23 protein-coding genes and 1 riboswitch are annotated in these 25,498 nt (G+C 67.3%); of the genes, 14 read left to right on the top strand and 9 right to left on the bottom strand.

The window, feature by feature from the left end; translation table 11 throughout:
• The first annotated feature begins 23 nt into the window (after positions 1–23).
• From AC1DF4_RS10635 to AC1DF4_RS10625, 3 genes are all read left to right on the top strand, one after another.
• On the top strand, positions 24–1,778 hold the full coding sequence (locus AC1DF4_RS10635) for a thiamine pyrophosphate-binding protein (protein WP_476912866.1): 1,755 nt from the start codon (positions 24–26) through the stop codon (positions 1,776–1,778).
• A gap of 140 nt (positions 1,779–1,918) precedes the next feature.
• Positions 1,919–3,229 carry an MFS transporter gene (locus AC1DF4_RS10630; RefSeq protein ID WP_476912865.1) on the top strand — a complete coding sequence of 437 codons (1,311 nt, stop codon included), beginning with the start codon at positions 1,919–1,921 and terminating at the stop codon, positions 3,227–3,229.
• A gap of 195 nt (positions 3,230–3,424) precedes the next feature.
• Complete coding sequence (locus AC1DF4_RS10625) at positions 3,425–3,856, top strand: SRPBCC family protein (RefSeq protein WP_476912864.1); 432 nt, start codon at positions 3,425–3,427, stop codon at positions 3,854–3,856.
• 21 nt (positions 3,857–3,877) lie between these two features.
• Here AC1DF4_RS10625 and AC1DF4_RS10620 read toward each other — a convergent pair whose 3' ends face one another.
• A complete protein-coding gene (locus tag AC1DF4_RS10620; RefSeq protein ID WP_476912863.1) occupies positions 3,878–5,302 on the bottom strand; it encodes a CAP domain-containing protein in 1,425 nt (474 codons plus the stop codon).
• Positions 5,303–5,721: 419 nt separating this feature from the next.
• On the opposite strand from AC1DF4_RS10620, the gene dcd reads away from it, so the two are divergent.
• Entirely contained in the window at positions 5,722–6,297 is a 576-nt protein-coding gene (gene dcd / locus AC1DF4_RS10615; protein ID WP_224047832.1) for a dCTP deaminase, read from the top strand.
• Between the two features lie 42 nt (positions 6,298–6,339).
• Here the strand turns inward: dcd and AC1DF4_RS10610 are convergent, their stop codons facing one another.
• Genes AC1DF4_RS10610 through AC1DF4_RS10600 form a run of 3 tightly spaced genes read right to left on the bottom strand, consistent with a single transcriptional unit; the run spans position 6,340 to position 9,466 of the window.
• Positions 6,340–7,536 carry a cation:proton antiporter gene (locus AC1DF4_RS10610; protein ID WP_476912862.1) on the bottom strand — a complete coding sequence of 399 codons (1,197 nt, stop codon included), beginning with the start codon at positions 7,534–7,536 and terminating at the stop codon, positions 6,340–6,342.
• Between the two features lie 4 nt (positions 7,537–7,540).
• Positions 7,541–8,023 (bottom strand): cation:proton antiporter regulatory subunit, encoded by a 483-nt coding sequence (locus AC1DF4_RS10605; RefSeq protein WP_441406228.1) that lies wholly within the window; start codon positions 8,021–8,023, stop codon positions 7,541–7,543.
• Between the two features lie 39 nt (positions 8,024–8,062).
• The gene (locus tag AC1DF4_RS10600) at positions 8,063–9,466 is read right to left on the bottom strand and encodes an MFS transporter (RefSeq protein ID WP_476912861.1); all 1,404 of its coding nucleotides are present in this window, start codon (positions 9,464–9,466) and stop codon (positions 8,063–8,065) included.
• A 165-nt stretch (positions 9,467–9,631) separates the two neighbouring features.
• On the opposite strand from AC1DF4_RS10600, the gene AC1DF4_RS10595 reads away from it, so the two are divergent.
• From AC1DF4_RS10595 to mnhG, 6 genes are read left to right on the top strand one after another with little or no spacing between them, the layout of a single operon-like run.
• Positions 9,632–12,673 (top strand): Na+/H+ antiporter subunit A, encoded by a 3,042-nt coding sequence (locus AC1DF4_RS10595; protein WP_476912860.1) that lies wholly within the window; start codon positions 9,632–9,634, stop codon positions 12,671–12,673.
• Entirely contained in the window at positions 12,670–13,260 is a 591-nt protein-coding gene (locus AC1DF4_RS10590; RefSeq protein WP_476912859.1) for a Na(+)/H(+) antiporter subunit C, read from the top strand. Before AC1DF4_RS10595 ends, AC1DF4_RS10590 begins: the two co-directional genes overlap by 4 nt.
• Positions 13,257–14,897: a Na+/H+ antiporter subunit D gene (locus tag AC1DF4_RS10585; RefSeq protein ID WP_476912858.1), complete on the top strand. Its 1,641-nt coding sequence runs from the start codon at positions 13,257–13,259 to the stop codon at positions 14,895–14,897. Before AC1DF4_RS10590 ends, AC1DF4_RS10585 begins: the two co-directional genes overlap by 4 nt.
• Positions 14,894–15,439: a Na+/H+ antiporter subunit E gene (locus tag AC1DF4_RS10580; RefSeq protein WP_476912857.1), complete on the top strand. Its 546-nt coding sequence runs from the start codon at positions 14,894–14,896 to the stop codon at positions 15,437–15,439. Before AC1DF4_RS10585 ends, AC1DF4_RS10580 begins: the two co-directional genes overlap by 4 nt.
• Positions 15,436–15,714 (top strand): MrpF/PhaF family protein, encoded by a 279-nt coding sequence (locus AC1DF4_RS10575; RefSeq protein WP_224047824.1) that lies wholly within the window; start codon positions 15,436–15,438, stop codon positions 15,712–15,714. The genes AC1DF4_RS10580 and AC1DF4_RS10575 overlap by 4 nt, the downstream gene beginning before the upstream one ends.
• Positions 15,704–16,117 (top strand): monovalent cation/H(+) antiporter subunit G, encoded by a 414-nt coding sequence (gene mnhG / locus AC1DF4_RS10570; protein ID WP_476912856.1) that lies wholly within the window; start codon positions 15,704–15,706, stop codon positions 16,115–16,117. The genes AC1DF4_RS10575 and mnhG overlap by 11 nt, the downstream gene beginning before the upstream one ends.
• 44 nt (positions 16,118–16,161) lie before the next feature.
• On the opposite strand, the gene AC1DF4_RS10565 is transcribed toward mnhG, so the two are convergent.
• From AC1DF4_RS10565 to AC1DF4_RS10545, 5 genes are all read right to left on the bottom strand, one after another.
• On the bottom strand, positions 16,162–16,425 hold the full coding sequence (locus AC1DF4_RS10565; RefSeq protein ID WP_476912855.1) for a DUF4235 domain-containing protein: 264 nt from the start codon (positions 16,423–16,425) through the stop codon (positions 16,162–16,164).
• A 219-nt stretch (positions 16,426–16,644) separates the two neighbouring features.
• On the bottom strand, positions 16,645–17,382 hold the full coding sequence (locus AC1DF4_RS10560; RefSeq protein WP_476912854.1) for a hypothetical protein: 738 nt from the start codon (positions 17,380–17,382) through the stop codon (positions 16,645–16,647).
• Positions 17,379–18,692, bottom strand: coding sequence for an ABC transporter permease (locus AC1DF4_RS10555; protein ID WP_476912853.1), 1,314 nt, complete (start codon positions 18,690–18,692; stop codon positions 17,379–17,381). Before AC1DF4_RS10555 ends, AC1DF4_RS10560 begins: the two co-directional genes overlap by 4 nt.
• A 6-nt stretch (positions 18,693–18,698) precedes the next feature.
• On the bottom strand, positions 18,699–19,631 hold the full coding sequence (locus tag AC1DF4_RS10550) for an ABC transporter ATP-binding protein (protein WP_476912852.1): 933 nt from the start codon (positions 19,629–19,631) through the stop codon (positions 18,699–18,701).
• A gap of 98 nt (positions 19,632–19,729) precedes the next feature.
• Positions 19,730–20,269 (bottom strand): heme-degrading domain-containing protein, encoded by a 540-nt coding sequence (locus AC1DF4_RS10545; protein WP_476912851.1) that lies wholly within the window; start codon positions 20,267–20,269, stop codon positions 19,730–19,732.
• A gap of 196 nt (positions 20,270–20,465) precedes the next feature.
• A riboswitch (TPP riboswitch) is annotated at positions 20,466–20,609 on the top strand.
• A 65-nt stretch (positions 20,610–20,674) separates the two neighbouring features.
• On the opposite strand from AC1DF4_RS10545, the gene AC1DF4_RS10540 reads away from it, so the two are divergent.
• From AC1DF4_RS10540 to AC1DF4_RS10525, 4 genes are all read left to right on the top strand, one after another.
• The gene (locus tag AC1DF4_RS10540) at positions 20,675–21,316 is read left to right on the top strand and encodes an ECF transporter S component (protein ID WP_476912850.1); all 642 of its coding nucleotides are present in this window, start codon (positions 20,675–20,677) and stop codon (positions 21,314–21,316) included.
• Positions 21,316–23,031, top strand: coding sequence for an ABC transporter ATP-binding protein (locus AC1DF4_RS10535; RefSeq protein ID WP_476912849.1), 1,716 nt, complete (start codon positions 21,316–21,318; stop codon positions 23,029–23,031). The genes AC1DF4_RS10540 and AC1DF4_RS10535 overlap by 1 nt, the downstream gene beginning before the upstream one ends.
• Positions 23,028–23,831 carry an energy-coupling factor transporter transmembrane component T family protein gene (locus AC1DF4_RS10530; protein WP_476912848.1) on the top strand — a complete coding sequence of 268 codons (804 nt, stop codon included), beginning with the start codon at positions 23,028–23,030 and terminating at the stop codon, positions 23,829–23,831. The genes AC1DF4_RS10535 and AC1DF4_RS10530 overlap by 4 nt, the downstream gene beginning before the upstream one ends.
• A 96-nt stretch (positions 23,832–23,927) precedes the next feature.
• Complete coding sequence (locus AC1DF4_RS10525; RefSeq protein WP_476912847.1) at positions 23,928–25,451, top strand: UDP-N-acetylglucosamine 1-carboxyvinyltransferase; 1,524 nt, start codon at positions 23,928–23,930, stop codon at positions 25,449–25,451.
• Positions 25,452–25,498 lie beyond the last annotated feature (47 nt).

The raw sequence follows: 25,498 nt of genomic DNA, 5'->3' as shown, positions 1-25,498 counted from the left end.
ATTACTGAGTGGGAGGTAAGTCCATGCTAGTAGTTTCACAAAGTTTCCCGGACGCGCTGGTGCAGGCCGTCGATGCCCCGCAGGAGACCGTGCCGGCGACCGTCGCCCAGCTCGTGGGCCGGACCCTGGCCGGGCTCGGCGTCGGGCATGTCTTCGGCGTCGTCGGCAGCGGCAACTTCGAGGTGACCAACGCACTGCGCCTGGCCGGAGTGCCCTTCACCGCCGCCCGGCACGAGGGCGGCGCGGCCACGATGGCCGACGCGTACTCCCGGATGTCCGGGCGGGTGGGCGTGGTCAGCACGCATCAGGGCTGCGGGCTGAGCAACGCGATCACCGGGATCGGGGAAGCCGCCAAGAGCCGGACGCCGCTGATCGTGCTGACCGCCGACACCCAGGCCTCCGCCGTACGGTCCAACTTCAAGATTGACCAGGATGCGCTCGCCCGCAGCGTCGGGGCCGTGAGCGAGCGGATCCATTCCCCGGCAACCGCCGTCGCGGACACCCTCCGGGCCTTCCGCACGGCACGGAACGAACGCCGCACCGTGGTGCTCAACCTGCCCCTCGACGTCCAGTCCGCCCCTGCCCCCACTGTGCACCGGGATGCGCACCCGGCTGCGGTGGCCGACGCCCAGCCGGTCCGCCCCTCCGCCGCCAGCGTTCGGCGCCTCGCGCACCTGATCAACGCCGCCGAGCGCCCGGTGTTTGTGGCGGGCCGCGGGGCGCGAAATGCGCGGGAGGAACTGCTCGGCCTCGCCGCCCACGCCGGCGCGCTCGTGGCCACGTCCGCGGTGGCGAACGGGCTGTTCCAGAACGAGGACTTCAACCTCGGGATCTCCGGCGGATTCTCCTCACCGCTGACCGCCGGGCTGATCCAGGGCGCCGACCTGATCATCGGCTGGGGCTGCGCCCTGAACATGTGGACCATGCGGCACGGCCACCTGATCTCGGACGGGACCGCCGTGGTGCAGGTCGACGTCGAGGACTCCGCGCTCGGCGCCAACCGGCCCGTCGACCTGGGCGTGGTGGGGGACGCCGCACTGACCGCGGCGGATGTCCTCGCGGAATTGCGGGCGCTCCAGCCGGACCCGGCGGAGAAGTACTGCACCGTGGAGAACGCGGAGGCCATCGCAGAACGCTCACGCTGGAACGGCGTCGAAACGCCGGACCTCTCCGGCGGCGGGCGCATCGATCCCCGGGTGCTGAGCCGCGAACTGGACGCCATCCTGCCCGCGGACCGGATCGTCTCGATCGACTCCGGCAACTTCATGGGCTACCCCAGCACCTACCTGGCAGTCCCGGACGAGTTCGGCTTCTGTTTCACCCAGGCCTTCCAGTCGATCGGCCTGGGCCTCTCCACGGCGATCGGCGCCGCACTGGCCCGCCCGGACCGACTGCCGGTGCTCGGCGCCGGGGACGGCGGGTTCCTGATGGGCATCAGCGAACTGGAGACCGCCGTCCGGCTGGAGCTGCCGCTGGTCTGCATCATCTACAACGACGCCGGCTACGGGGCGGAAGTCCACCACTTCGGCGCCGCGGACGACGGAGGGGACGACGGCGGTCCCGCCGTCGATCTCAGTACCGTCACCTTCCCGGACACGGACATTGCCGCGATTGCCCGGGGCTTCGGCGCGGACGCCGTGACGGTCCGCAGCGTGGCGGATCTCGAGGAGGTCCGCGACTGGGTGCGGGCGCGTCCCTCCCGGCCGCTGGTCATCGACGCCAAGATCGCGTCCGACGGCGGCGCCTGGTGGCTTGCCGAGGCTTTTAAGGGCCACTGACGCAATTCGCAACGACTGACGATCGTTACGCAAACGATATATGCTGATTTGTTTACTGTCGCAATCAAAGCGTGACACAGTGGGCACAGCATGTGAGCTACCACACAAATCCCCACGAAATCTCAACGAGAGGTACATCCATGACGCAGTCAATGTCGACTGAGTTGCGCAACGAGGCCACACCTCGCTGGAAGGGCCACGCGGTCCTCATCCTGTGCTTCGTGGCCATTGTCTTTGATGGCTATGACCTGGTGGTCTACGGTTCCACCGTCCCCACGATCCTGAAGTTCCAGGAATGGGGAGTCACCCCCGCACAGGCAGGCCTGATCGGCAGCCTGGCCCTGGTCGGTATGCTGGTCGGCACGCTCTCCGTCGGCATCCTGACCGACAAGCTGGGCCGCCGCCGCATCATGCTGGCCTGCATCGCCTGGTTCTCCACCTTCATGCTGCTCACGGCCTTCGCGCCGTCCGCTGAGGTCTTCGGCTTCCTGCGGTTCCTGACCGGCCTGGGCCTGGGTGGCATCGTGCCGACCTGCATTGCGCTGACGGTCGAATACGCCCGCAAGGAGCGCCGCCAGATCGCCAACGCCGTCATGTTCAGCGGGTACTCGGTGGGCGGCGTGGGCGCCTCGCTGCTCGCCATCAACCTCCTGCAGCACATCGACTTCCGCTGGATGTACGCCATCGGCGCCCTGCCCCTGGTCACCCTGCTCCCCATCGCCTGGAAGCTCCTCCCCGAATCGGTGGCCTACCTTGCCCGCAAGCAGCGCATTGAAGAAGCCAGGACCACCGCGGACCGCTATGGCCTGGTCTACTCGGACATCGTCACCGCCGAGGACGTCAAGACCGGCGCCGAGGCGCCGAAATCAGCCATGAAGACCCTGTTCACCCGCAAGTGGGTCCGCTCCACGGTCCTCTTTGCTCTCGCCAACTTCTGCGGTCTCCTGCTGGTCTACGGGCTGAACACGTGGCTCCCGCAGATCATGCGCCAGGCCGGCTTCCAGCTCGGGGACGCCCTGACCTTCCTCCTGGTCCTCAACGCCGGCGCGATCGTCGGCTCCATCAGCGCCTCTGTGCTGGCGGACAAGATCGGCATCCGCAAGGTGGTGACGGCGTCGTTCCTCCTCGCCTTCGTGGCCATCCTGATGCTGAGCCTCCAGCTGCCGCTGGCGATGCTGCTCGTAATCGTCGCCTTCGCAGGCCTCGGCTCCGTGGGAACCCAGATTCTGGTGGGCGGCTACTGCGCCACCCACTACCCGCAGTCCCTGAGCGCCACGGCCCTCAGCTGGTCCCTGGGCATCGGACGTATCGGCGCCATCTGCGGGCCGCTGATCGGCGGGCTGATCGCCGGCATGGCGTTCGGCTGGCAGCTCAACTTCTACATGTTCGCGGCCTTCGCCGTGATCGGCGCCATCGTGGTGTTCTCGGTGCCGAAGCTGACCGAAAAGTAGCCCCTGAATCAGCCACTGCGAGGCAGTCACGGAGCAGTACACAGTCGGTGCACAGTCCGGAGGCCCATAACTCTTCGATAAAGGCCCGCCCCCGCAGCCGCGCGGGGCGGGCCTTGCTGTCTATCCTGAAGGAGTTAGCTGCAGTTCCGGGGAAGCGGGCTACGCCCATCAGCTGTCCGCCGAGCAAGGATTTCCGTGGCAATCGCAGAGTACGACGTCGTCATCCAGCGGGATGCCATGAGCGTGTATGACTTTCTGCTGGACGCCCGCAACCTGCCCCGCTGGCGGGCCGGCGTCCGCAGCATTGAGCTGGAATCCGGCGCCGCCGGGACCAAAGGCGCCGTCTACCGGCAGACCATTGCCGGCCCCGGCGGACGCACCCTCAGCGGGGATTTCGAGATCACCGAGGCGCGCCCAGGCGCGGAGATCCAGTACAGGGTCCTCGCCGGGCCGGAACGGATGCACGGCGGCTACTACCTGAGCACCGAAGGCGGCAGCACCCGCGTCCGCTTTGCCCTCGAACGCGAACCCCGGGGGATCCTGGCCCGGCTGAAGTCCCCCTTCCGCCGGCGGATGAAGGCTGAAGTCTGCCAGCTGGAGCAGCTCAAATCGGTGCTGGAAGGATAGCCGGGCAACCAATCGGCGGGGCTACTGCGCCAGCCTGATCCCGGCCCAGGCGCCGCCGATATTGGACGGCGAGGACAATGCCCCGGTGCTCAGGTCCCAATACTGCACGACGTCGCTGCCCCGGCGCAGCGCCAGTCCAGTCGAATTGATGCCGGTGACGTTCCGGAGGGGCCGGATGGCGGTCACATCCGACCAGCCGCCGGCCACGACAACCCGCGGCTCCGAGCGGGGCGAGGGAACACCGGCGCCACGGTACAACAGGACGTTGCCGTTGGACTGGAGGGCGAGCAGATCCTGGAAGCCGTCTGCGTCGTAGTCCACCATGGACAGCCGGGTGGCCGGAATTCCGGAGCCGACCATGGTTCGCCGGGACAGGTCGCCGAGTCCCGTGTTGTGGTACAGCCACAGGTTCCCGGATCCGTCCAGTGCCAGCAGTTGGGGAAGCCGATTGTTCGAACACCACTGGCCAAGCGCCACCGTCATGCCAGCCCAGCCGGCCTGGCCCAGTGTCACCGACCCGCGGAAGCCGCCGCCCGCCAGCCCGGAGTGGAGCGTGACACGCCCATCGCTCCACTGCGCCAAAACGTCGTACACGCCGTCGCGTTCCCAGTCGGTAAGAAATATCTGCAGGGCGGAAGAGAAGCCGCCACCAATGACCGTCGGGGGACCATAGCCCAGGCCGCCCAGCCAGGGCCTGTTCACCAAAGCGCCCGCCGAATCCACGGACAGCAGGTCGCTGCCGCTCTTGATGGCTGCCGCAGTCAGGTCGAGGGTTGGCGGCATATGCTTGACGGCAGGATCGCAGACGCTCGGACTCGGGGCGGGTACGCCGTCGTTCCCCCCGCCGGGGGCGCTGGTGGTTCCGGCAGGCAGGACGTTGAAGCCGAAGAAGTTGACGACGCCCCACATCGTGTAGCGGCTGGGGCTTGTCCGCCAGTCGCCGTCAGTGAAGGTGATGCCAATCCCGATGACGTTGAAGCGCGGATCCCGGAGAATGGCATCGTGGGCGGCAGAACCCTTCCACCATTCGACCAACTGTGCCGCGTCGCGGTCCCAGCGGACGGCGATGACCTCTCCGGCGCCATTAGTGGGGTTCAGGGCCCGTGCGTCGCTCCAGAAGTTGGCCCGGTGCTCGATGACTTCCCGCGACGCAATGTTGTCGGACCATTCCTGCGACATCGCCGCGACGGTGGCGTGATACTTCACGGGAGGCAGGCTCAGGGAAGCGCGGTACTTGTTGATGGCGTCGAAAACCGCGACGAGCTGGGAAGAGTTGCTGTCCCGGACAAGTGCCTGGGTCGAGACGTCGGGCGCAGTTTCAACATATCCGGCCGCTGCCGAGCGGAGTTCGGCGTCGGTCGCGGAAAGTGGCGGGATCGAGGCCGGCTGCGGCGGGATGGAGGCCGGCGGCGGAGCCGTCCCGGGTGCTGGGACGTTGGACCCCAAGGATCCGGACGGACTTGTTGCAGCAGCCTGCGCAGGAGTTTCGGTGGAGGGGTCATCGGGCCGGCCAACGGCGGGGGGCGCCGAGTCAGTGTCCCGGCGGCCGGCCTCAGTCGAGGAGACCGGCAGGGGCGGCGTTGGCGCCGTTTTGTCCGGAGCCGTGGTGGCAGGCGGGAGTTCCAAGGCAGAGCCCGCATTGTCCAGGCTGCTGATGGCCGCTGGCGAAGGTACAGCGATTGACCGCAAAGGCTCGGCTGCCGGAGAGACCAGCGCCAACGCGCACAGCGCAACCACGGCAAACTTCTTCAAAACGAACCCCAGATCCGTTGTGGCCGCCGGTCACCGGATGGCCTACTGTCACAGCAGTAACACTAGCCTCACCTGTACCAGCCAGCAACAGCAAGTAGGGTAATTTTGAGTCTGTGCTGATCTCAGACCGCGACATTCGTGCCGAAATTGACTCCCAACGGATCGTTCTGGAGCCGTTCGACCCCGCCATGGTTCAGCCATCGTCGGTGGACGTCCGGATCGACAAATTCTTCCGGCTCTTCGACAACCACAAGTACGCCCACATCGATCCGGCCGAGGAACAGCCCGAGCTGACCCGCCTGGTGGAGGTCGAAGCCGGCGAACCCTTCATCCTTCACCCCGGAGAATTCGTGCTGGGCTCCACCTACGAGACGGTGACGCTCCCCGACGACATCGCCGCCCGGCTCGAGGGCAAGTCCTCGCTGGGCCGGCTTGGCCTGCTCACCCACTCGACCGCCGGATTCATCGATCCGGGATTCTCCGGCCACGTGACCCTGGAGCTGTCCAACATGGCGACGCTGCCGATCAAGCTGTGGCCGGGCATGAAGATCGGCCAGTTCTGCTTCTTCCGGCTCACCTCGGCCGCTGAGCACCCGTACGGCTCCGGCGAGTACGGCAACCGCTACCAGGGCCAGCGGGGCCCTACAGCCAGCCGCAGCCACCTGAACTTCCACCGCACGGACGTCTAAGACCCACCTGCCCGGGATGGGCGGCGCAGACCGGCTGTGCGGTCAGATCCCGTCGGCCGTCTGTACCGCGGGCGGCTTCGCCGGGCGGCGCAGCATCGCCACCATCGGTTCCACGTACCGGGCCGCAAGCGGGCCAGTCACCGCCATAATCAGCACGTAGGCGGTGGCCAGGGCCGCGAGCTCTCCGGGCACCACGCCGGAGGCCACGGCGAGTCCGGCGATCACGATCGAGAACTCCCCGCGGGCGATCAGTGCCGCGCCGGCGCGGAAGCGGCCCGGCAGGCCGATCCCGGCGCGCTTCGCCGCCCAGATCCCGGTGAGCATCTTGGTGGCCGCCGTGACGGCGGCCAAAAGGAGCGCCCAGCCGAGCACCGGCGGGATGGTGGAGGGGTCCGTATTGAGGCCGAAGACCACAAAAAAGATGGCCGCGAAGAGATCCCGCAACGGCTCCAGGATCCTGGTGGCGCTGTGCGCGGTGGCGCCTGAAATCGCAATTCCGAGCATAAAGGCGCCCACCGCCGCGGACACCTGCATGGCTGCGGCGAGACCGGCCACGAGCAGGGCAGCCCCCAGCAGGTTGAGCAGGAAAACCTCGGAATTTTCGCTGTGCACGGCCTTGGACACGTGGTGACCGTGCCGCAGTGCCACCACCAGGACCACGGTGACGACGGCAAGTGAGATCCCGACGGTCTGCAGCCCCACGGCGAAGCTGACTCCGGCCAGGGTGGCCGTCAGGATCGGCAGGTAGATGGCCATGGCGAGATCCTCGAACACCAGGATCGAGAGCACCACCGGAGTTTCGCGGTTGCCGATCCGGCCCAGGTCCGTGATCACCTTGGCGGCGATCCCCGACGAAGAAATGTAGGTGACGCCGCCCATCACCATCGCTCCGACGACGCCCCAGCCCAGCAGGATCGCGAGGAGGGCGCCCGGCGCGAAGTTCAGGACGAGGTCCAGAACGCCGGCCTGCCACGAGCGGCGCAGCCCTGTGACCAGTTCGGCGGCTGTATATTCCAATCCGAGCATGAGCAGGAGGAGGATGACGCCGATCTCGCTCGAGAGATGTGCGAACTCATGCATACCTTCGAGTTTCACAACACCGCCGGCCCCGAAGAACAGGCCGCCGAGGAGGTACAGCGGGATAGGGGACATGCCGATCCGCCCGGCCAGCCTCGCCAGAATGCCGAGGCAAAAGACGACGGCCCCGAGTTCAATCAAGGTCAATGCGAGCGGATCCATGCCGTCAGCCGTTGCGCAGGATGCCGGCCGCCGTGTCGAGGCCTTCTTGCGTTCCGACAGCAACCAGGAGGTCGCCCGGGTGCAGGACGACGTCGGGTCCCGGTGACGGGACCACCTCGCCCTCACGCATGATCGCGACGATCGAGACGCCGCTGCGGGTCCGGATGGCGGCCTTGCCCATCGGCTGGTTGTGGAACGGGGAGCCGGCGGCGATGGAGAACTGCCGGGTGACAATCCCCGGGACTTCGCGGTGGGCTTCCGAAAGCTGCATGGCCAGGCGCTGGCCGCCCAGCAGGTTGCCCAGCGCGGCGGCCTCGTCGGCGGTCAGCGGAATGGACGCCTGGCAGGTGTCCGGATCGTCCCATGTGGAGACGATCAGTTCGGTTTGGCCCTCACGGTACTCCACGACGCCGATACGCCGTCCCGAGGCGGTCATGAAGTCCTTGCGCCGGCCTAGTCCCGGGAGGTCTGTTTCATCCACGTTCATGCCTCCAGCCTAGTGCGCCGTATGGCTTTTCGCGCAGCGTCAGGCGGCGGGGACGACTGCGATTTCCGTCTTGTCCGGAGCCTTGACCGGGAGCAGGAGCAGCAGCCCGGCGAGGAGCACCACCATGATCCCCAGGATGCCCCAGCGCTGCGCTTCGCCGGGCTCCACCAGCGGCGCCGCGACCGTGATGCACAGCGTGAAGAGGGCGGGGGCGAGGAAGCTGACGGCCCGGCCGGTGGTGGCGTAGAGGCCGAACAGCTCGCCGGATTCCCCGTGCGGGGCAAGCCGGGCCAGATAGGCCCGCGAGGAGGACTGCGCCGGCCCCACGAAGAGGCACAGGAACAAACCGAAAATCCAGAAGGTGGTGCTGCCGGCCCACTCCATGCCGAAGAAGGAATGGGTTTCGTTGCCGAGGACCAGGATCGCGGTGCCGGCGATCAGCAGCCCGGTCAGGGATCCGATGATCACCGCCTTCGGTCCGATCCGGTCGTCGAGGAAGCCGCCCAGGATGGCGCCCACCGCGGCAACGACGTTCCCGAAGATCGCGAAGAAAATGACTTCCTTGAGCTCGAAGCCGAAGGTGCCCGCGGCGATGATGCCGCCGAAGGTGAACACCGCGGCCAGCCCGTCCCTGAACACTGCGCTGGCCAGCAGGAAGTAGATGGTGTGCGGGCTGGTCCGGTAGATCGCCTTGATCCGACGCACCAGCAGGCCGTAGGAGGCCAGGAACCCCAGGCTGGCGCCCTGCCGGGACCGGGGAAGCTCCGGGACGGCGAACATGACGGGCAGCGCGAAGATGAAGAACCACAGCGCGGAGAACACTGCGACCAGGCGGATGTTCAGGCCGTCCGCCGTCGAAGCGCCGAACCACTCGAAGCTGGGCTGGACAAACAGCTGGAGCACCGCCAGCAGCGCCACAATGCCGCCGAGGTACCCCATGCCCCAGCCGAAGCCGCTGACCTTGCCGATGTTCTGCGGGGTGGAGATCTGGGTGAGCATGGCGTTGTAGTTCACGCCGGCGAACTCGAAGAACACGTTCGCCAGCGCAATCAGGGTCACGCCGAGCAGCAGGAACTCCGGCCGGGGGAACACAAAGAAGCACAACGCGGTCAGGAGCGCGACGGCGGCGGTGTTGACCCCGAGCCAGAGCTTCCGGCGTCCGCCCGTATCGGAGCGCTGCCCGGTGACGGGGGCCAGCAGCGCGATCGCGGCGCCGGCGATGGCGAGTGCGCCGCCCAGGACAGCGGACGCCTGGTCCTCGCCGCCGAAGGCATTCGAGGTCAGGTAGACGGTGAAGACGAAGGTGGTCATGACCGCGTTGAAGGCGGCCGAGCCCCAGTCCCAGGCAGCCCAGGCGAGGATGCGGCCCTTGTGGAAGACGTGGTTTCCGGATTCCAGTTCCGAGGCGGGACGCATGGCCTCTGGGGCGGCGGCGGAGTTCATAGCTCGAATATTATCCGCAGCGGGCGCACGGCCAGGCGCACCGTGCGAAAGAAACCCAGCGAAAAGAATTTGTCCACGCTTGGTAAACTGTCCGGACTGAACCTAACCAATGCCCCGCCTGCTCCAACTTTTGACAATCGAATTCCTGACGTTGCGGAGATAACAGTGATTACAGTCCTTGCCGTGCACTTTGCGGTGGCTGCTGTGGCGCCATTTCTCTTCCGAAGGTTCGGCCGGAATTCGTTTTTCGCCCTCGCGGCGGTGCCGGCGGGCTCGTTCGTCTGGTTGATCCTCCAGCACGGCGCGGTCTATTCCGCCGATGGCGGAACCCAGGCCGGCGCTGCCGGCAACGCCGTGTCCGAGGTCCTGCCGTGGATCCCCGAGCTGCAGATCGACCTCGCCTTCCGGCTGGACGCCCTGGCCTGGGTCATGTCCCTGCTGGTCCTCGGCGTGGGGGCGCTGGTCCTGGTCTACTGCGCCCGGTATTTCAAGGACAAGGACGACTACCTCGGCGGGTTCGGTGCCCAGCTGCTGGCCTTCGCCGGTGCCATGTTCGGCCTGGTGACGGCCGACGACCTGCTCCTCATGTTCATCTTCTGGGAACTGACCACCGTCCTGTCCTACCTGCTGATCGGCTACGCCCGGACCCGGCTGTCAGCGCGGCGCTCCGCGTTGCAGGCCCTCGTGGTGACCACCGCCGGCGGCCTGGCCATGCTGGTGGGCCTGATCATCCTGGGTTTCAACGCCGGCACCTACCGGATCTCGACCATCCTCGAGCAGGCGCCGGCCCTCACCACCGGGCCGGCTTCCGGAGCCGTGGCAGCCGCCGTCGTCCTCATCCTGGTGGGCGCGATCACCAAATCCGCACTGGTCCCCTTCCACTTCTGGCTCCCCGGCGCCATGGCGGCCCCCACCCCGGTGAGCGCCTACCTGCATGCCGCGGCCATGGTGAAAGCCGGCGTCTACCTCGTGGCACGGCTGGCCCCCGGCTTCGCGGAAACCCCGTTCTGGCACCCGGTGGTGCTCGGCCTGGGCCTGGCCACCATGCTGGTGGGCGGCTACCGGGCGCTGCGGCAGACGGACATCAAGCTCATCCTGGCGTACGGAACGGTCAGCCAGCTCGGCTTCCTGACCATGGTGGTTGGCCTTGGCACACCCGAGGCGGCCCTCGCCGGGCTCGCGCTGCTCCTCGCGCACGGGCTCTTCAAGGCCACCCTCTTCCTGGTGGTGGGCATCATTGACCACCAGGCCGGAACCCGCGACATCCGCAAGCTCTCCGGCGTCTACCGGTCTTCCCGTGCCCTCGCGATCGTGGCCGGAATCGGGGCCGCCTCGATGGCGGGCATCCCGCCGCTGGCCGGCTTCGTCGCCAAGGAATCCGTCTTCGAAGCCTTCGTCCACTACGCCTCCGACCCCGCCGCCGGCCTGTGGGGGCCGGTCATCCTGGCCGGCCTGGTCCTGGGGTCCATCCTGACTTTCGCGTACAGCGCACGGTTCATGTGGGGCGCCTTTGCCGTCAAGCCCGGTGTCGAGGCCACCCCCTTCAAGCCGATCAAACCGGCCTTCCTGGCCGCCCCCGCCATCCTGAGCCTGCTGACCATCGTCTTCGGCCTGTGGCCCGCCCCGGTGGACGGCTGGATCCAGCCGTACGCGGCACTGTTCGTGCCCGCCGGCGAGGACGTGGCGGCCGCCGCCGGCCACCTGGCGCTGTGGCACGGACTGACCCCCGCCCTGGGGCTCACCGCCATCACCTTCGCGCTCGGCCTGGCCATGTTCTACGGCCGCAACGCCGTCGCCCGGCTCCAGGGCCTGGTTCCGGGCTGGATCGACGGCGACCGCACCTACCAGCTGACCATCGGCGCCCTCGACGACGTCGCCGTCTGGATTACCGGGCGGACCCAGCGCGGTTCGCTGTACTTCTACCTGTCCGTCATCCTGACCGTGGCGTTCGTCCTGCCGCTCACCGCGCTGGTGCTGGCCAACAAGCCGCTGCCCGGAGACCTCTACTTCATCGACCCCAACGCGCCGCTGCAGATCGTGGTAGGCGCCGGGATCGTGATCGGCGCGCTGGCCGCCGTGCGCGCCAACAAGCGCTTCCTGGCCGTCCTGATGGTCTCCGTCACCGGCTACGGCATCGCCTTGATGTTCGCGTTGCAGGGCGCCCCGGACCTCGCGCTGACCCAGATGCTGGTGGAAACCATCATCCTGGTGGCCTTCGTCCTCGCCATGCGCAGCCTCCCCGCGGAGCTCCGGGACCGCACCGGCGGGCGGTACCGGGTGGTCCGAGTGATCATCGGCGCCGCTTTCGGCATCACGATGGTGTTCGCCGCGATCTATGCCCTCGGCGCCCGCGTGGCGGCGCCCGTCTCGCTCGAATTCCCCCAGTTGGCGTATGAGGGAGGCGGCGGACTCAACATCGTCAACGTGACCCTCGTGGACATCCGGGCCTGGGACACCTTCGGCGAGATCTCCGTCCTGGCCCTGGCGGCCACCGGCGTCGCCAGCCTCATCTTCGTCCGGGGCCGCGGCGACCGGAGCCCTGCATCGTCGAGCGTCGCTGAGGGCACGGTCGGACGCCGGAAGCCCGGCGCCGCAGGCGGGGGCAACACCCGCGACGACGCCGCGCTGGCCATGAGCCGCCGCTTTGCCGCCTCCAGCCGCGATGCGTGGCTGGTTGCGGGCCGGACCCTGGCGCCGGAACGCCGCTCGATCATCTTCGAAGTGGTCACGCGGCTGATCTTCCACTCGATGATCGTCTTCTCGATCTACCTCCTGCTGGCCGGCCACAACCTCCCCGGCGGAGGCTTCGCCGGCGGCCTCACCGCCGGGCTGGCACTCACCATCCGCTACCTCGCCGGCGGCCGTTTCGAGTTGCGCGAAGCCACCCCGGTCAGTGCCGGCGCGCTGCTGGGCATCGGCCTCGCCACGGCCGCGGCCTCCGGCGTCGCGCCGCTGCTGCTGGGCGGCCAGGTGTTCCAGACCGCCATTCTCGAGTTCTGGCTGCCGGTCTTTGGCGACGTCAAGTTCGTCACCTCCACCATCTTCGACATCGGCGTGTACATCGTGGTCGTCGGCCTGGCCCTGGATGTCCTCCGCAGCCTGGGCGCCGAGATCGATGAGCACTTCGAGGAACACCCGGCAGAACCGTCCGAGGACCAGGAAGCCGGCGACATCCCGGCCGAAACCACAGCCAAGGGGAAAGCATGAGCGTCAACCTGACCCTGCTGACGGTCATGGGGGCACTGTATGCCTGCGGCATTTACCTCATCCTGGAACGCAGCCTGACCCGGGTCCTGCTGGGCCTGATGATGCTGACCAACGCCACCAACCTGCTGATCCTCACCACGGGCGGTTACGCGGGGCTGGCGCCACTGTTCAGTAAGGACACCGGCCCCGGCGAATACAACGACCCGCTGCCCCAGGCCCTGATCCTCACGTCGATCGTGATCTCCTTCGCCGTCACGGCGTTTATGCTCGCCCTGATCTACCGCACCTGGGTGCTGGCCCGCCAGGACGAGATCCAGGACGACGCCGAAGACCGCCGTGTCGCCAAGACCCCCAGCTTCGACGCCGAGGACGACTCCGTGATTCCGGTGGAAACCTCCGAATTCCCGTTGACCATGATCGGCGGGGACGGCGACGCGATATCCAACACCCGAGACGGCGCCAACGGGGCCTCGGGCGCCACCGTGAAGGTGGGCGACCGCAGGCTCGAGGCCGACGAGACGGCGTCGGAGGAACAACCCGGCTCCCTCAACGTGAAACAACCCAAACAGGAAGGAGGCGGACAATGAACATTGCCAGTTTCGCCCCGCTCGCCGTCCTCCTCCCCATCCTCGGCGCCGCGCTGACCTTCCTGCTGATCCGGCATTCGCGGGCCCAGCGGACCGTGAGCATCGGGGTCCTGTCCGTGACGCTGCTGCTTGAGTGCTGGCTGCTGGCCTCCGTCTGGGACGGCGGCACCGCGGCGGTCAACATCGGCGGGTGGCTCCCGCCCTGGGGCATCGTGATGGTGGTGGACCAGTTCTCCTCACTGATGCTGGTGGTGTCCTCCTCCGTGAGCCTCGCCGTGCTGATCTACGCCACCGGGCAGGGCATGGCCGACGGCGACCAGGACGCTCCGGTCTCGATTTTCCACCCCACCTACTTGATCCTGGTGGCCGGCGTGTCCAACGCCTTCCTCTCCGGGGACCTGTTCAACCTCTATGTGGGCTTCGAGATCCTGCTGACAGCAAGCTACGTGCTGATGACGCTCGGCGGAACGGGACCGCGGATCCGGGCCGGGGTGACCTACGTGGTGGTCTCGGTGGTGTCCTCCGTGCTCTTCCTGATCGCGATCGCCATGATCTACGGGGCCACCGGAACCATCAACATGGCCGACCTCGCCCTCAAACTCGCCGAGCTGGATCCCGGCACCCGGAACCTGCTGCACGTCATGCTGCTCGTGGCGTTCGGGATCAAGGCCGCCGTCTTCCCGCTGTCCTTCTGGCTGCCGGACTCCTACCCGACGGCGCCGGCCCCGGTCACGGCCGTGTTCGCCGGCCTGCTGACCAAGGTGGGCGTGTACGCCATGGTCCGGACCGAAACGCTGCTGTTCCCGGGCGACACGTTCAATACGCCGCTGATGGTCGCCGCCCTGCTGACCATGGTGGTGGGGATCCTCGGCGCCCTGGCCCAGAGCGACATCAAACGACTCCTGTCCTTCACGCTGGTCAGCCACATCGGCTACATGGTGTTCGGCCTGGCGATGTCGTCGGTGGCCGGGCTCGGCGCCGCCGTCTTCTACGTCGCCCACCACATCACCATCCAGACCAGCCTGTTCCTTGTGACGGGCCTGATCGAACGCCGCGGCGGCAGCTCCTCGATGGACCGCGTCGCCGGTCTTGCCAAGCTGTCCCCGCTGCTGGCGGTGCTGTTCTTCGTGCCCGCCATGAACCTGGCCGGCATCCCGCCGTTCTCCGGTTTCCTGGGAAAACTGGGCCTGCTGCAGGCCGGCGTCCAGCTCGGAACGCCGCTGGCCTACGCGCTGGTGATCGGCGGTGTGCTGACCAGCCTGCTGACCCTGCTGGCCATCGCGAGGGTCTGGAACCGCGCCTTCTGGCGCAAACCCGAGGACGCCGAACACCCCGACCCGGTCCTGCTGGCAGATCCCGCCGGTTCGGCCAAGGGCGACCGGGCAGGACAGAGCAACGTCACCCTCCTGCCGCGGACCATGGTGGGATCCACGCTGGGACTGGTGATCTTCGGCGTCGCGCTGACGGTCTTTGCCGGGCCGCTGTTCCGGGTGGCGGACCAGTCCGCCGTCGAGATGCTGGACCGGACCTCTTACATCCACGCGGTCCTCGGCGAGGGCGCGCCGGTCCCGGCGCTCTCCCAGCCAGGCCCGGACCCCGCCGGCGTGCCGCCGGTCAGCGGGGAGGAGCACAAATGAGCCGTAAACGGATATCCCTGCGCCAGGAACTGCCGCTCCTGGTCTGGCTCGTGATCGTCTGGGGCGCCCTGTGGCAGAACTTCAGCCCGGGAAACCTGCTCTTCGGTGCCCTCATCGCGGTGCTGGTGGCCCGGCTGTTCTACCTGCCCCCGGTGGAGCTCGGCGGGCGCTTCAACGTGCTGCGCGCGGTGCCGTTCGCCCTGACGTTCCTGGGCAAAGTGGTTGTGGCGAGCTTCCAGGTCCTGTTCCTGGCAGTGGCCAAAGGCCCCAAGGTCATCAGCGCCGTCGTCGCCGTACCGCTGCGGAGCCACTCCGACCTGCTGGTCACCGCCACGGGGCATGTGACCGCGCTAATCCCGGGCTCGCTGGTGGTGGAAGTGGACCGCTCCACGTCAACGCTCTACATCCACGGCATCAACGTCCGCAACGCCGAAGACGCCGCGCAGTTCCGCAAAGACGTCCGCAACACTGAGGCCGGTTTGATCAGGATCATGGGCACCAAAGCCGAACTGTCCGCCCTCAACCAGGAGCTGGTGCCATGATGCAGCTTGTCCTGACCGTCACCGCCGTCGTGCTGTCCCTGGCCGCCGGAGGGGCCATCATCCGGATCGCGAGGGGCCCGTCGCTTCTGGACCGGGTGCTCGCCGCGGACGTGCTGCTGGCCATCCTGGGAGCGGCGCTGTGTATCGACATGGCCGTGAACCGGCACCTGAACAACCTCATGCTGCTGGTGGCAGTGTCACTCATCGGGTTTGTCGGCTCCGTCACCGTGGCCCGGTTCGTCGCCGACCGGAGGGAGCAGCCCCGTGAATCCTGAGACGTTTTCAGGCGATGCCGTGATCGACGCCGTTTCGGCGGTCTTTCTGGTGGTCGGCGCGCTGATGTCCCTCGCGGCGGCGGTGGGGCTGCTGCGCTTCCCGGACCTCATGACCCGGATGCACGCGGCCACCAAGCCGCAGGTGCTGGGCCTGTTCCTGCTGCTGTTCGCGCTGGGGCTCCAAATGCGCACCTGGTGGGTGTGGCCGGTGCTGGTAGTGGCCTGGATCTTCCAGCTGCTGACGGTGCCGGTGTCGGCGCACATGGTGGGCCGGGCCGGTTACCGCACCAAACACCTGCACCCGGAGCTGCTCAGCACCGACGAACTGGAGGCTGTGGTGCAGCAGGCGGCGGGTACAGGCGGTTTCACCGACGACGGCGACGAGGTCACCGGCCCGCGGTAGTGGCCGGGCAATGCGCCTGAACCAGGCGCCCTGAACCAGGCGCCTTAAACCAGGTCTTGAGTCTTGGCGAAGCGCGTGATCGCGCGCTGGGTGCCGCGGTTGGCGAGGACCTGGATGATGGCGCTGACGGACGCTGAGATCAGCGCGAAGGTCAGGGCCGAGCGCAGCGTGGTGGGCACGTCGTCGTCGTTGCCCTTGGGCGGCTTGTTCCCCGTGGATTTTTCCCAGACGCTGTCAACGAGCTTGGTGCCGAGGAAGCCGGCCAGCAGGCTGATGCCGGTGCCGAGCAATTTGATGAAAATGTTCATTCTTCGCAACTCCTTGCGGGAGGAAACAGGGCTGCCCCTAGCCTAGCGTTCCCGGACCGGCGGTCCAGCCAGGCAGCGTGCTGAGAACAACACCCGCCGCCGACGTCGGCGTTCAGTCAGTTCCCTGTGCCTGCAGCCCCTGCCGACCAGGAGCGAAGAGTCGGCTTGTTGTCCAGGGCTGACGAAATAGGACGATGTGCGGGGCCCCGATGTCGATGCTTAGCCGCACGTTCCGCCGGCGATCAGCGGGACAGTGACTTGCCTTCGTTCATTGGGGTCCATGTAGTCGAACACGTAACTGATGGTGGCCGTGTTGGCGGCCCATTCCACTGAGTATTGCCTGTCCCTGAACGGGTCGTAGCCGTCGTCGGTGGTGATCGTGGCGCGGCGCACCAGGAGCGGACCGCAGGCGGGCTCGTAGACGTCGTGGCTGCCGAGCAAGAGAAAACTGCTGTCTACGATGAGGAGCCGGTGTGCGCCGTCGGGGGATTGGATGGCGCGGTGCGTCGTGTCGGCCGCGATCGTCATGAACGCGCCGTAGAGGGCGAATGCGGTCAGCATGGCAGCGGTCAGGGTCCAGAGGATGGTTGACGCCGCGGTCCGCAACCAGAGCGGCCTGACCGCGGTCAAGGCCCTGGGGATGAGGATCATGGCGGCGCCCATGAACAGGAACCATGCCGTGGCCAGGCAGAGAACGGCAAGGATGTCGGACCCAACGGGCCCGCCGAGGTGGATCAGCACACCATCGGTTTTCAGGGTGGTGAGGGTGTGGGCGATGCTAAGGAATCCGCAAGCCTGAAGGAGCCGGCTGAAACCGAAAACGGCCGGCCCCGTACGCAGCTGTCCGGGGCCGGCCTGCTGCTGTTCTTCCCCGAGGACCAGCGTTTCGAAGCTTTGGTAGGCCCGGTCCGAGAGGGTTCCATCGAAGACCGCCGGGTGCCGGCGGGGCGGCGTCATTTGCCGGCTGATGCGGTGCGTTGGCGGAAGGTCCCGGCGATGGAGAGTTTGCTCGAGTATTGGATGGACCCGTACCGGAAGAGGTGGACGGCGAGTCGGAGGATGAGGAATCCGGTGATGAACAGTTCGGCGATGATGATCGTGGACTCAAGCGGGCTGAGCGTGCCAAAGCTGTTGCGGAGAAGGGCGGTCACGGGGGCCGAGAGCGGGAAGTACGTGAAGATTTGCACGATGGGGGCGCGCGGGTCGGAGATGATCAGGCTGATCGCGTAGAACGGGACGAAGATCAAGGCCATCAGGGGCCCGAAGATCGTGCCGCCGTCTTTGGCTGTAGGCATGATCGCCCCGATTGCGACCAGGACACCGGTGAATACCGTGAACCCGCCCAGCAGCAGCAGCGCCCCGACGGCCATGGTCCCCGGATCGAAAGTAATGGTCGACAGGTCCAGGTCGGGTATGGCGAGCTTGTCGCGGAAAAAGAGGAACGCCACAACGATCGGGGTCAGGAAGACCAGGATCTGGATGAGCCCCACCATGAACAGGGCAATGACTTTGCCGATGATCAGGGTGGTCGGGTTCAGGGTGGTGAGGATCATTTCGGTGACCCGGTTTTCCTTCTCTTCCAGGGTGCTGTTGAGCATCTGGTTGGAGAGCAGAATTATCGAGACGTAGAAGATCAGCAGGAACATCAGGGGCGGTATGGCGGAACCGAAGCCGCCGGTGGCCTGGCCGTCCTTGAAGGTCTGGGACTCGGTTTTCACGTCGCCGCTGGCTGCGGCGGTGAGCTGCGGGGAGCCGACCGCAGACTGGGCGGAGGCGGTGAGGAGCTGCTTCGCGACGGCGTCGTACTTGCCGTTTTCGAAGATCCCCTTATCTGTTCCGTAGACCTTCACCGGCTGCGAGGCCGGTTCGGCGGGGTAGGCGAAGTACGCATCCGTCACCCCGGCTTTCACGTCCTGCAGGGCCTGGCCGGGGTCTGTGGCTTTCTTCCCGCCCATGGCCGTCGCGATGTCCGGGGTGACGAGCCCGGAGTTGTCGGTGTAGGTGAAGCTCACGGCGGCGGTCTTCAGTGCGTCTTCGGTGGCCGCGGTGGAGGAGTTGCTCAGGTAGACGAGCGCAAACACGATTGCCATGACGACCGGGATGGACAGGGTCGCGATCCAGAAGGCGCGCTTCTTCATGGTGCGGGTGAATTCGAAATCCACCACCGTGCGGAGGTTGTGCCGGGCGAAGGGCCGCTTCGGCGGGACGGGCAGCGTGGGAGGTACCGGGCCGGGGGAGGGGAGTTGGGTGGATGTCTGCTGTGCCATTGAAATCTAGACCTCCGCCATTTCGTGGTTCTCGCCGTAGACCTTGATGAAGACCTCGTCCAGCGAAGTCCTGGCGGTGGTGAAGGAGCGGACGGCAACACCGTGGCCGATAAGTTCGCGCAAGACGGCCGTTTCGTCCGTGCCGGGGCCGGGGGAGAGTTCAGCGGCGCCGCCAGCGTCGGTGACGATGTCGTACAGGGCAGAGGACGGCAGGATTCCGTCGTAGGTGAGCCGGTAGACGGTTCCGCCGAATTGTTCCTGGACGTCCGCGACGGTGCCGTAGGCGCGGGAGGTGCCGTCCTTGAGCAGGATCACCCGGTCACAGAGGCGTTCGACTTCCTCCATCTGGTGCGTGACCATGATGACGGTCGCGCCGGCGAGTTTTTGTTCCTCGATGATGTCCATCAGCAGGCGCCGGTTGACCGGGTCGAACCCCTTGGTGGGTTCGTCCAGGATCAGCAGCTCGGGGTCGTTCATGATGGTCACGCCGAGCTGGATTTTTTGCTGTTGTCCGCCGGAGAGCTTGTCCAGGCGCGTGTTCGCTTTGTCGGCGAGACCGACGCGTTCCAGGTACTCCCGCGACCAGGTCCTGGCGTGGGTTTTGTCCAGGCCCTTGAGCCGGCCAAAGTAGACCATGAGGTCAAGGACGGACTCTTTTTTGTAGAGGCCGCGTTCCTCGGGCAGGTATCCCAGCCGGGCACCGTCCTGCGGGGCGAAAGGCTTGCCGCCGATGTGGAGGGTCCCGGCGGTCGGCTGGTAGATGCCCAGCAGCGCCCGGAGGGTGGTCGTTTTCCCTGACCCGTTGCTGCCGAGGAATCCGAAGGTCTCCCCGGCCCGGACGTCGAAGGAGAGGTCTTTGATGACCGTCGTGTCCCCGAAGTCCATCCTGAAGTCTTTGATGTGTACAAGCGGCTCCGCGGCCGCGTCCCCCAACGTCATGCGCACCACTCTAACCGGACACTCAGCCGCTGGTGATCAACGGCACACCACGCGGAACCCGGCGGGAAGCGGCGAGCCGTCCCGGCCCGGCGTCCCGGCTAATTCCCGGCACGGCCGAGGATGTCAGACAGGGCCTCAACCACCAGCTCATGGTCGGCCTTCTGCGGCAAACCCGACACCGTGACGGTGGCAACCATTCCGGTTCCGCGCACGTAGATGGGGAAGGCGCCGCCGTGGGCGGCAAACTCCTTCTCATCGAACCAGGCGTTGTCCTCGATCATCCGTCCCGCGGACCGGGCCCTGAGTCCGACCAGCAGCGACGGGACCTCGTACCGCACGGCCGTGCGCTGCTTGGCCCTGATCCAGCGTTCATTGTCCGGGGTGGCGCCCTCCAGTGCCGCGTGGAACAGCACCTGTTCACCTTTGGTGATGTCGATGGCGATCGGGTAAGAGCGCTGCCTGCCGAGTTCCACCAGACGGAGCCCCAGATCCAGGGCGTCGTCTTTGCTGAAAGACGGGAACTGCAGTTCGTCCATTTCCGCCAGAATCCTGCCGATGAGTGCCGCCAGGGATCCGTGCGGCTGCGGTTCGGTCGAGTCCGGATCGTAGCCGGGTGAAGGAGCTGGTGGGTTGGTCACGTGATTCAGCTTCCGTTAGTGAGCCGCCGTCGGGTAGCCATCAGGCCGCAGCGGTGTCCGGTGTTCCCATGCCCTGCCGACTCTACCAAGCGGGCGTCCGCAGGTCACCGGCGCCGAAGCCGGCGGATTGTGACGGCCGGGCCCGGAAAACAACGCCCCCCGGGTGTAAACTGGGCCACGCCCACAAGGGCAATTTTCAATACGACAGGGGAGCGCCGCCGTCGGGCATCACCGGAGAAATCCGGGGAAACCACAGGTGGGCGCTGAGAGTGCGGACAGCCGCAGACCCTCGAACCTGATCCGGTTAGTACCGGCGCAAGGGAGTCGAGTTCTCAGAGTGCCCGGGGCGGCGGCGGATGCCGCGGCCCGGGGGCACTCTCCCCTCCTGTTCCTCAGGAGGACGAAATGACTGATACATCTGCTGCATCTGCGAAACAGACGCGCACCCGGCGCAGCTACAACTGGCGCGTGGTGGACATTGTGGTGGCCGCGTTGATCGCGGTGGCCGGCGGCGTGATTTTCTGGGCCTGGTCCCAGGGCGCCAACCTCGTTTCCGTCCCGCTCAATGCGGTTTACCCCCCGCTGACCGGGCTTTACGCCGGCGGCTGGATGATCCCGGCGGTGCTGGGCATGCTTATCATCCGCAAGCCGGGCGCGGCACTGTTCTGCGAAACCGTGGCTGCTACCGGCGAGCTGATCATGGGCTCGCAATACGGCGCCTCCGTGCTGTTCTCCGGCTTCCTGCAGGGCCTGGGCGCCGAACTGGTCTTCGCCGCGTTCGTGTACAAGAAGTTCAACCTGCCCGTGTCCCTGCTGGCCGGTGCCGGCGCGGGCCTGTTCTGCGGGCTCAACGATTCGTTCCTGCCGTGGGGCTGGAACATTGCGTATTCCGGCGGCGACAAGCTTGCCTACATCATCTTCACTGCCATTTCCGGCGCCGTGATCGCCGGCGGACTGTCGTGGATCGCCACCCGGGGCCTGGCCAGGACCGGTGTGCTGAGTTCCTTTGCCTCCCGCAAGGCGGCCACGGAGCCCGTCTTTTCCTGATGTCCGCCTTCAACACGTCCGCCGGCAGCGGGGTCCGGCCGGCGGCGATCACCGCGCGGGGCTGGGGCTGGCGGCACGCCGGCCGGCCCCGGCCCGCCGTCAGCGGCCTGGACCTGGACATCCGGCCCGGGGAACGCGTGCTGCTGCTGGGGCCTTCGGGCGCCGGCAAGTCCACGCTGCTCCACGCCCTGGCAGGCGTGCTCGGCGACAGCTCCGCCGGTGACGCCGGCCGGGCGCCCGGCGCCGCTGACCTTGCTGCCAGCGGCGCGGCCGGGGACGCGGACGAGACCGGCAGCCTGCTGATCGACGGCGCCCCGCCCCGCGTCCGGCGCGGCCGTGCCGGGCTGATGCAGCAGGACCCGGAGACCCAGGTGGTGCTCTCCCGCCTCGGCGACGACGTCGCCTTCGGCGCGGAAAACCTGTCCGTGCCTCCGGCGGAGATCTGGTCACGCGTCGCGGAAGCGCTCGACGACGTCGGGCTGGGCCGGCTGCCGCTGGACCACCCGACGTCGGCCCTCTCCGGCGGCCAGAAGCAGCGGCTGGCGCTCGCCGGCATCCTCGCGATGCGGCCCGGGCTGATCCTGCTCGACGAGCCGACCGCCAACCTGGACCCCGCCGGAGTGCTGGAAGTCCGGGACGCCGTCGGCCGCTGCCTGGACAAAACCGGAGCCACCCTGGTGGTGGTGGAGCACCGTGTCTCGGTCTGGAAGGACCTCGTGGACCGGATCGTGGTGCTGCAACCGGGATCGGCCACGGATTCTGCCGTGCTGATCGACGGGCCGCCGGACCTGGTCCTGGCGCAGGCACGGGACATGCTCACCGCAGCCGGGGTCTGGGTGCCCGGCTACGTGCCGCAGACCCGGGCACGCGGCTTGCGGGCCGCAGGCACACGCGCCACCGGGCCGGAAGCCGCACAAGGCAATATCGCGGGGCAGCTGCTGCTGGCCGTGGAGGATCTGGGCGTCTCGCGGGAACGGCCGCGGCGGGCGGGGTTCCGCGGAGGCTTCCGTCCCATTCCGCCGGAGCCCGTACAGTCCGGGATCACGGCCCAGGTCCGCGCCGGTGAGGCGCTGACCATCACGGGACCTAACGGGTCGGGGAAGTCCACCTTCGCCCTGACCCTCGCCGGCCTGCTGGCGCCGGTCTCCGGCAGGGTGTCCGCCACCCTGGACCTCAGCGCCGGCGCCGGGATCGATCCCTACCGGTGGAAGGCGCAGCAGCTGATCGCCAGGATCGGCACCGTGTTCCAGGAGCCCGAGCACCAGTTCGTCACCGGACGTGTGCTGGACGAGCTGATGTTCGGACCCCGGCACCTGGGCCGCGGCGGGGAACGCGTCGACGAACTGCTGGAGCGTCTGCGGCTGACTGATCTGGTGGACGCCAATCCGTACACACTCTCGGGCGGCGAAAAGCGGCGCCTGTCCGTGGCCACCGTCCTCGCCGCGCACCCCCAGGTGCTGGTCCTGGACGAACCCACCTTCGGCCAGGACGCCAACACCTGGGCCGAGCTGGCCTCCTTCCTCTCCGAACTGCTCGACGGCGGCACCGCCGTCGTGTCGGTGACGCACGACGCCGAATTCAGCGAGGTCCTGGGCGGCACCACATTGAGCCTCCGCGCACCGGAACACCGGGAACCTGGCCGGGCGCCGGAAGTTCCGGAACCAGAACGCCGCGAAACTGAACGCCGGGAACCAGGGAAGGTCCAAGCACCATGAGGCAGGAACTGAACCTGCGCGGCAACCATGCGCTGCTGGCGCGCGCCAACCCGCTGGCGAAGTTCGCCGCCGTCATGCTCATCACCCTGGTGCTGGCGCTGTCCATCGACTGGGTGTCCGCGTCGGTGGCGCTCGCCTTCGAACTGGCGCTGCTTCCGCTGGCCGGGCTGACCCTCGGACTGCTCTGGCAGCGTGGCTGGCCCCTGATCCTCGCCGCGGCGCTGGGCGGCTGGAGCACCACGATCCTGGCGCCGGACAGCGGGAACATCCTGCTCGACGCCCGGATCTGGTCGATCAGCGAAGGGTCCCTCGAACTCGGCCTCGGCTTTATGATCCGCGGCCTGGCCATTGCGCTGCCGGCCGTCCTGCTGATGAGCTGCACGGATCCCACGGACCTGGCCGACGCCCTCGCGCAGAAGGCGAAACTGCCGCACCGCTTCGTTCTCGGCACGCTCGCCGCGCTGCGCCTTGTGGGACTGATGGCCGAGGAGTGGCAGACCATCGGCATGGCCCGCCGCGCCCGCGGGGTGGGCTCGCACGGGAACCCGCTGCGGCGGCTGCGGGCCATCCTGGGGCAGAGCTTCGGGCTGCTGGTGCAGGCCGTCCGGCGTGCCTCGCGCCTGGCCGTCACCATGGAAGCCCGCGGCTTCGGCAGCGCACAACGGACCTGGGCCCGGACCTCGGTTTTCAGCGGCCTGGACGCCTGGGTGTTCCTGGGCGGGGTCCTGATCGCCGGAGCCGCCGTCGCGTCTGCCCTGGCGGCGGGGACCTGGAACATGGTCTTCCTGGCGCAGCAATAGCACCGGTTATCGCACAATACGGGTAGTGCTGTGAGATTAACGGCATTCCGGCGGGTTTGCCGGGGGTTAATAAATCATGCGTGATATTTTCGTGGAATGACTCAAGAGACTGCTGAACACGTCGGAGCACTGCTCCGCGACGCCCGCGGCCAGAAGGGCTGGACCCAGGGGCAGCTCGCTGCCGAGCTGGGAACCAGCCAGAGCGCCATCGCCCGCATGGAACAGGGCAAGCAAAACCTGAGCCTGAAAATGATCCAGCGGCTCGAGACCATCTTTGGCCGGAGCATCGTGAAGGTGGGACGGCCCGCCATGACGCACCTCCGGGTCGAGGGCGGCCGCACCCTGTCCGGCTCCGTGGACGTCAACAGCAGCAAGAACGCCGGCGTCGCGCTGCTGTGCGCCAGCCTGATCAACCGCGGCACCACCACGCTGCGGCGGCTCGCACGGATCGAAGAGGTCAACCGGATTGTCGAGGTGCTGGCCAGCATCGGCGTCGAATGCACCTGGCTCAACGCCAACGACCTGCAGATCCGCCGCCCCGCCGTGCTGGACCTCGACTCGATGGACGTCGAGGCAGCCCGCCGTACCCGCAGCGTCATCATGCTGCTGGGCCCGCTCCTGGACGAATCCAGTGAGTACCGGCTGCCCTACGCCGGCGGCTGCGACCTCGGCACCCGCACCGTGCAGCCGCACATGCAGGCGCTGCGCCAGTTTGGCCTCAGCGTCGACGCCAAGTCAGGTTTCTACGCCGTCCAGGCGCCGCCGTCGGACGGGCACGACCGCTCCTTCGTGCTCAGCGAACGCGGTGACACCGTCACCGAAAACGCCATTATGGCCGCCGCCCACCGCAGCGGCACCACCATCATCCGCAACGCCAGCCCCAACTACATGGTGCAGGACCTCTGCTTCTACCTGCAGATGCTCGGCGTGCAGATCGACGGTGTGGGCACCACCACGCTGAAGATCACCGGCCGCCCCGCCGTCGACGTCGATATCGAATACTTCCCCTCCGAGGACCCGATCGAGGCGATGAGCCTGATCACCGCCGGCATCGTCACGGACTCGGAAGTCACCATCCGCCGCGTTCCGATCGAGTTCATGGAAATCGAACTCGCGACCCTGGAACAGATGGGCCAGCGGCTCGAAGTGTCCGGCGAGTACCTGGCCCGCAACGGGCGGACCCGGCTGGTGGACGTCACCACCAGGCCCTCGGAACTGCGCGCCCCCGAGGACAAGATCCACCCCATGCCGTTCCCCGGGCTGAACATCGACAACCTGCCCTTCTTCGCGGTCATCGCCGCGAATGCCACGGGCCAGACGATGATCCACGACTGGGTCTACGACAACCGCGCGATCTACTTGACCGAACTGAACAAGCTCGGCGCCCAGGTGCAGCTGCTCGACCCGCACCGGATCTACGTCAACGGACCCACCAAATGGCGTGCAGCCGAGGTTGGCTGCCCGCCGGCCCTGCGGCCCGCGGCCTGCCTGCTGCTGGCGATGCTCGCCGCCCGGGGCGTCTCGGAACTGCGCAACATCTACGTGATCGAGCGCGGCTACGAGGACCTGGCGGAGCGCCTCAACACCATCGGCGCGAAGATCGAGTACTTCCAAGACTGAACGTACTGGCCGGAGTGACCCCGCGTTAAGGTAGGAGCGTTTCGGCG

Source organism: Arthrobacter sp. 05N429 (genome assembly GCF_056397045.1).
The sequence above is the reverse complement of the archived record's forward strand: the minus strand, read 5'-3'. Positions and strand labels throughout refer to the sequence as shown.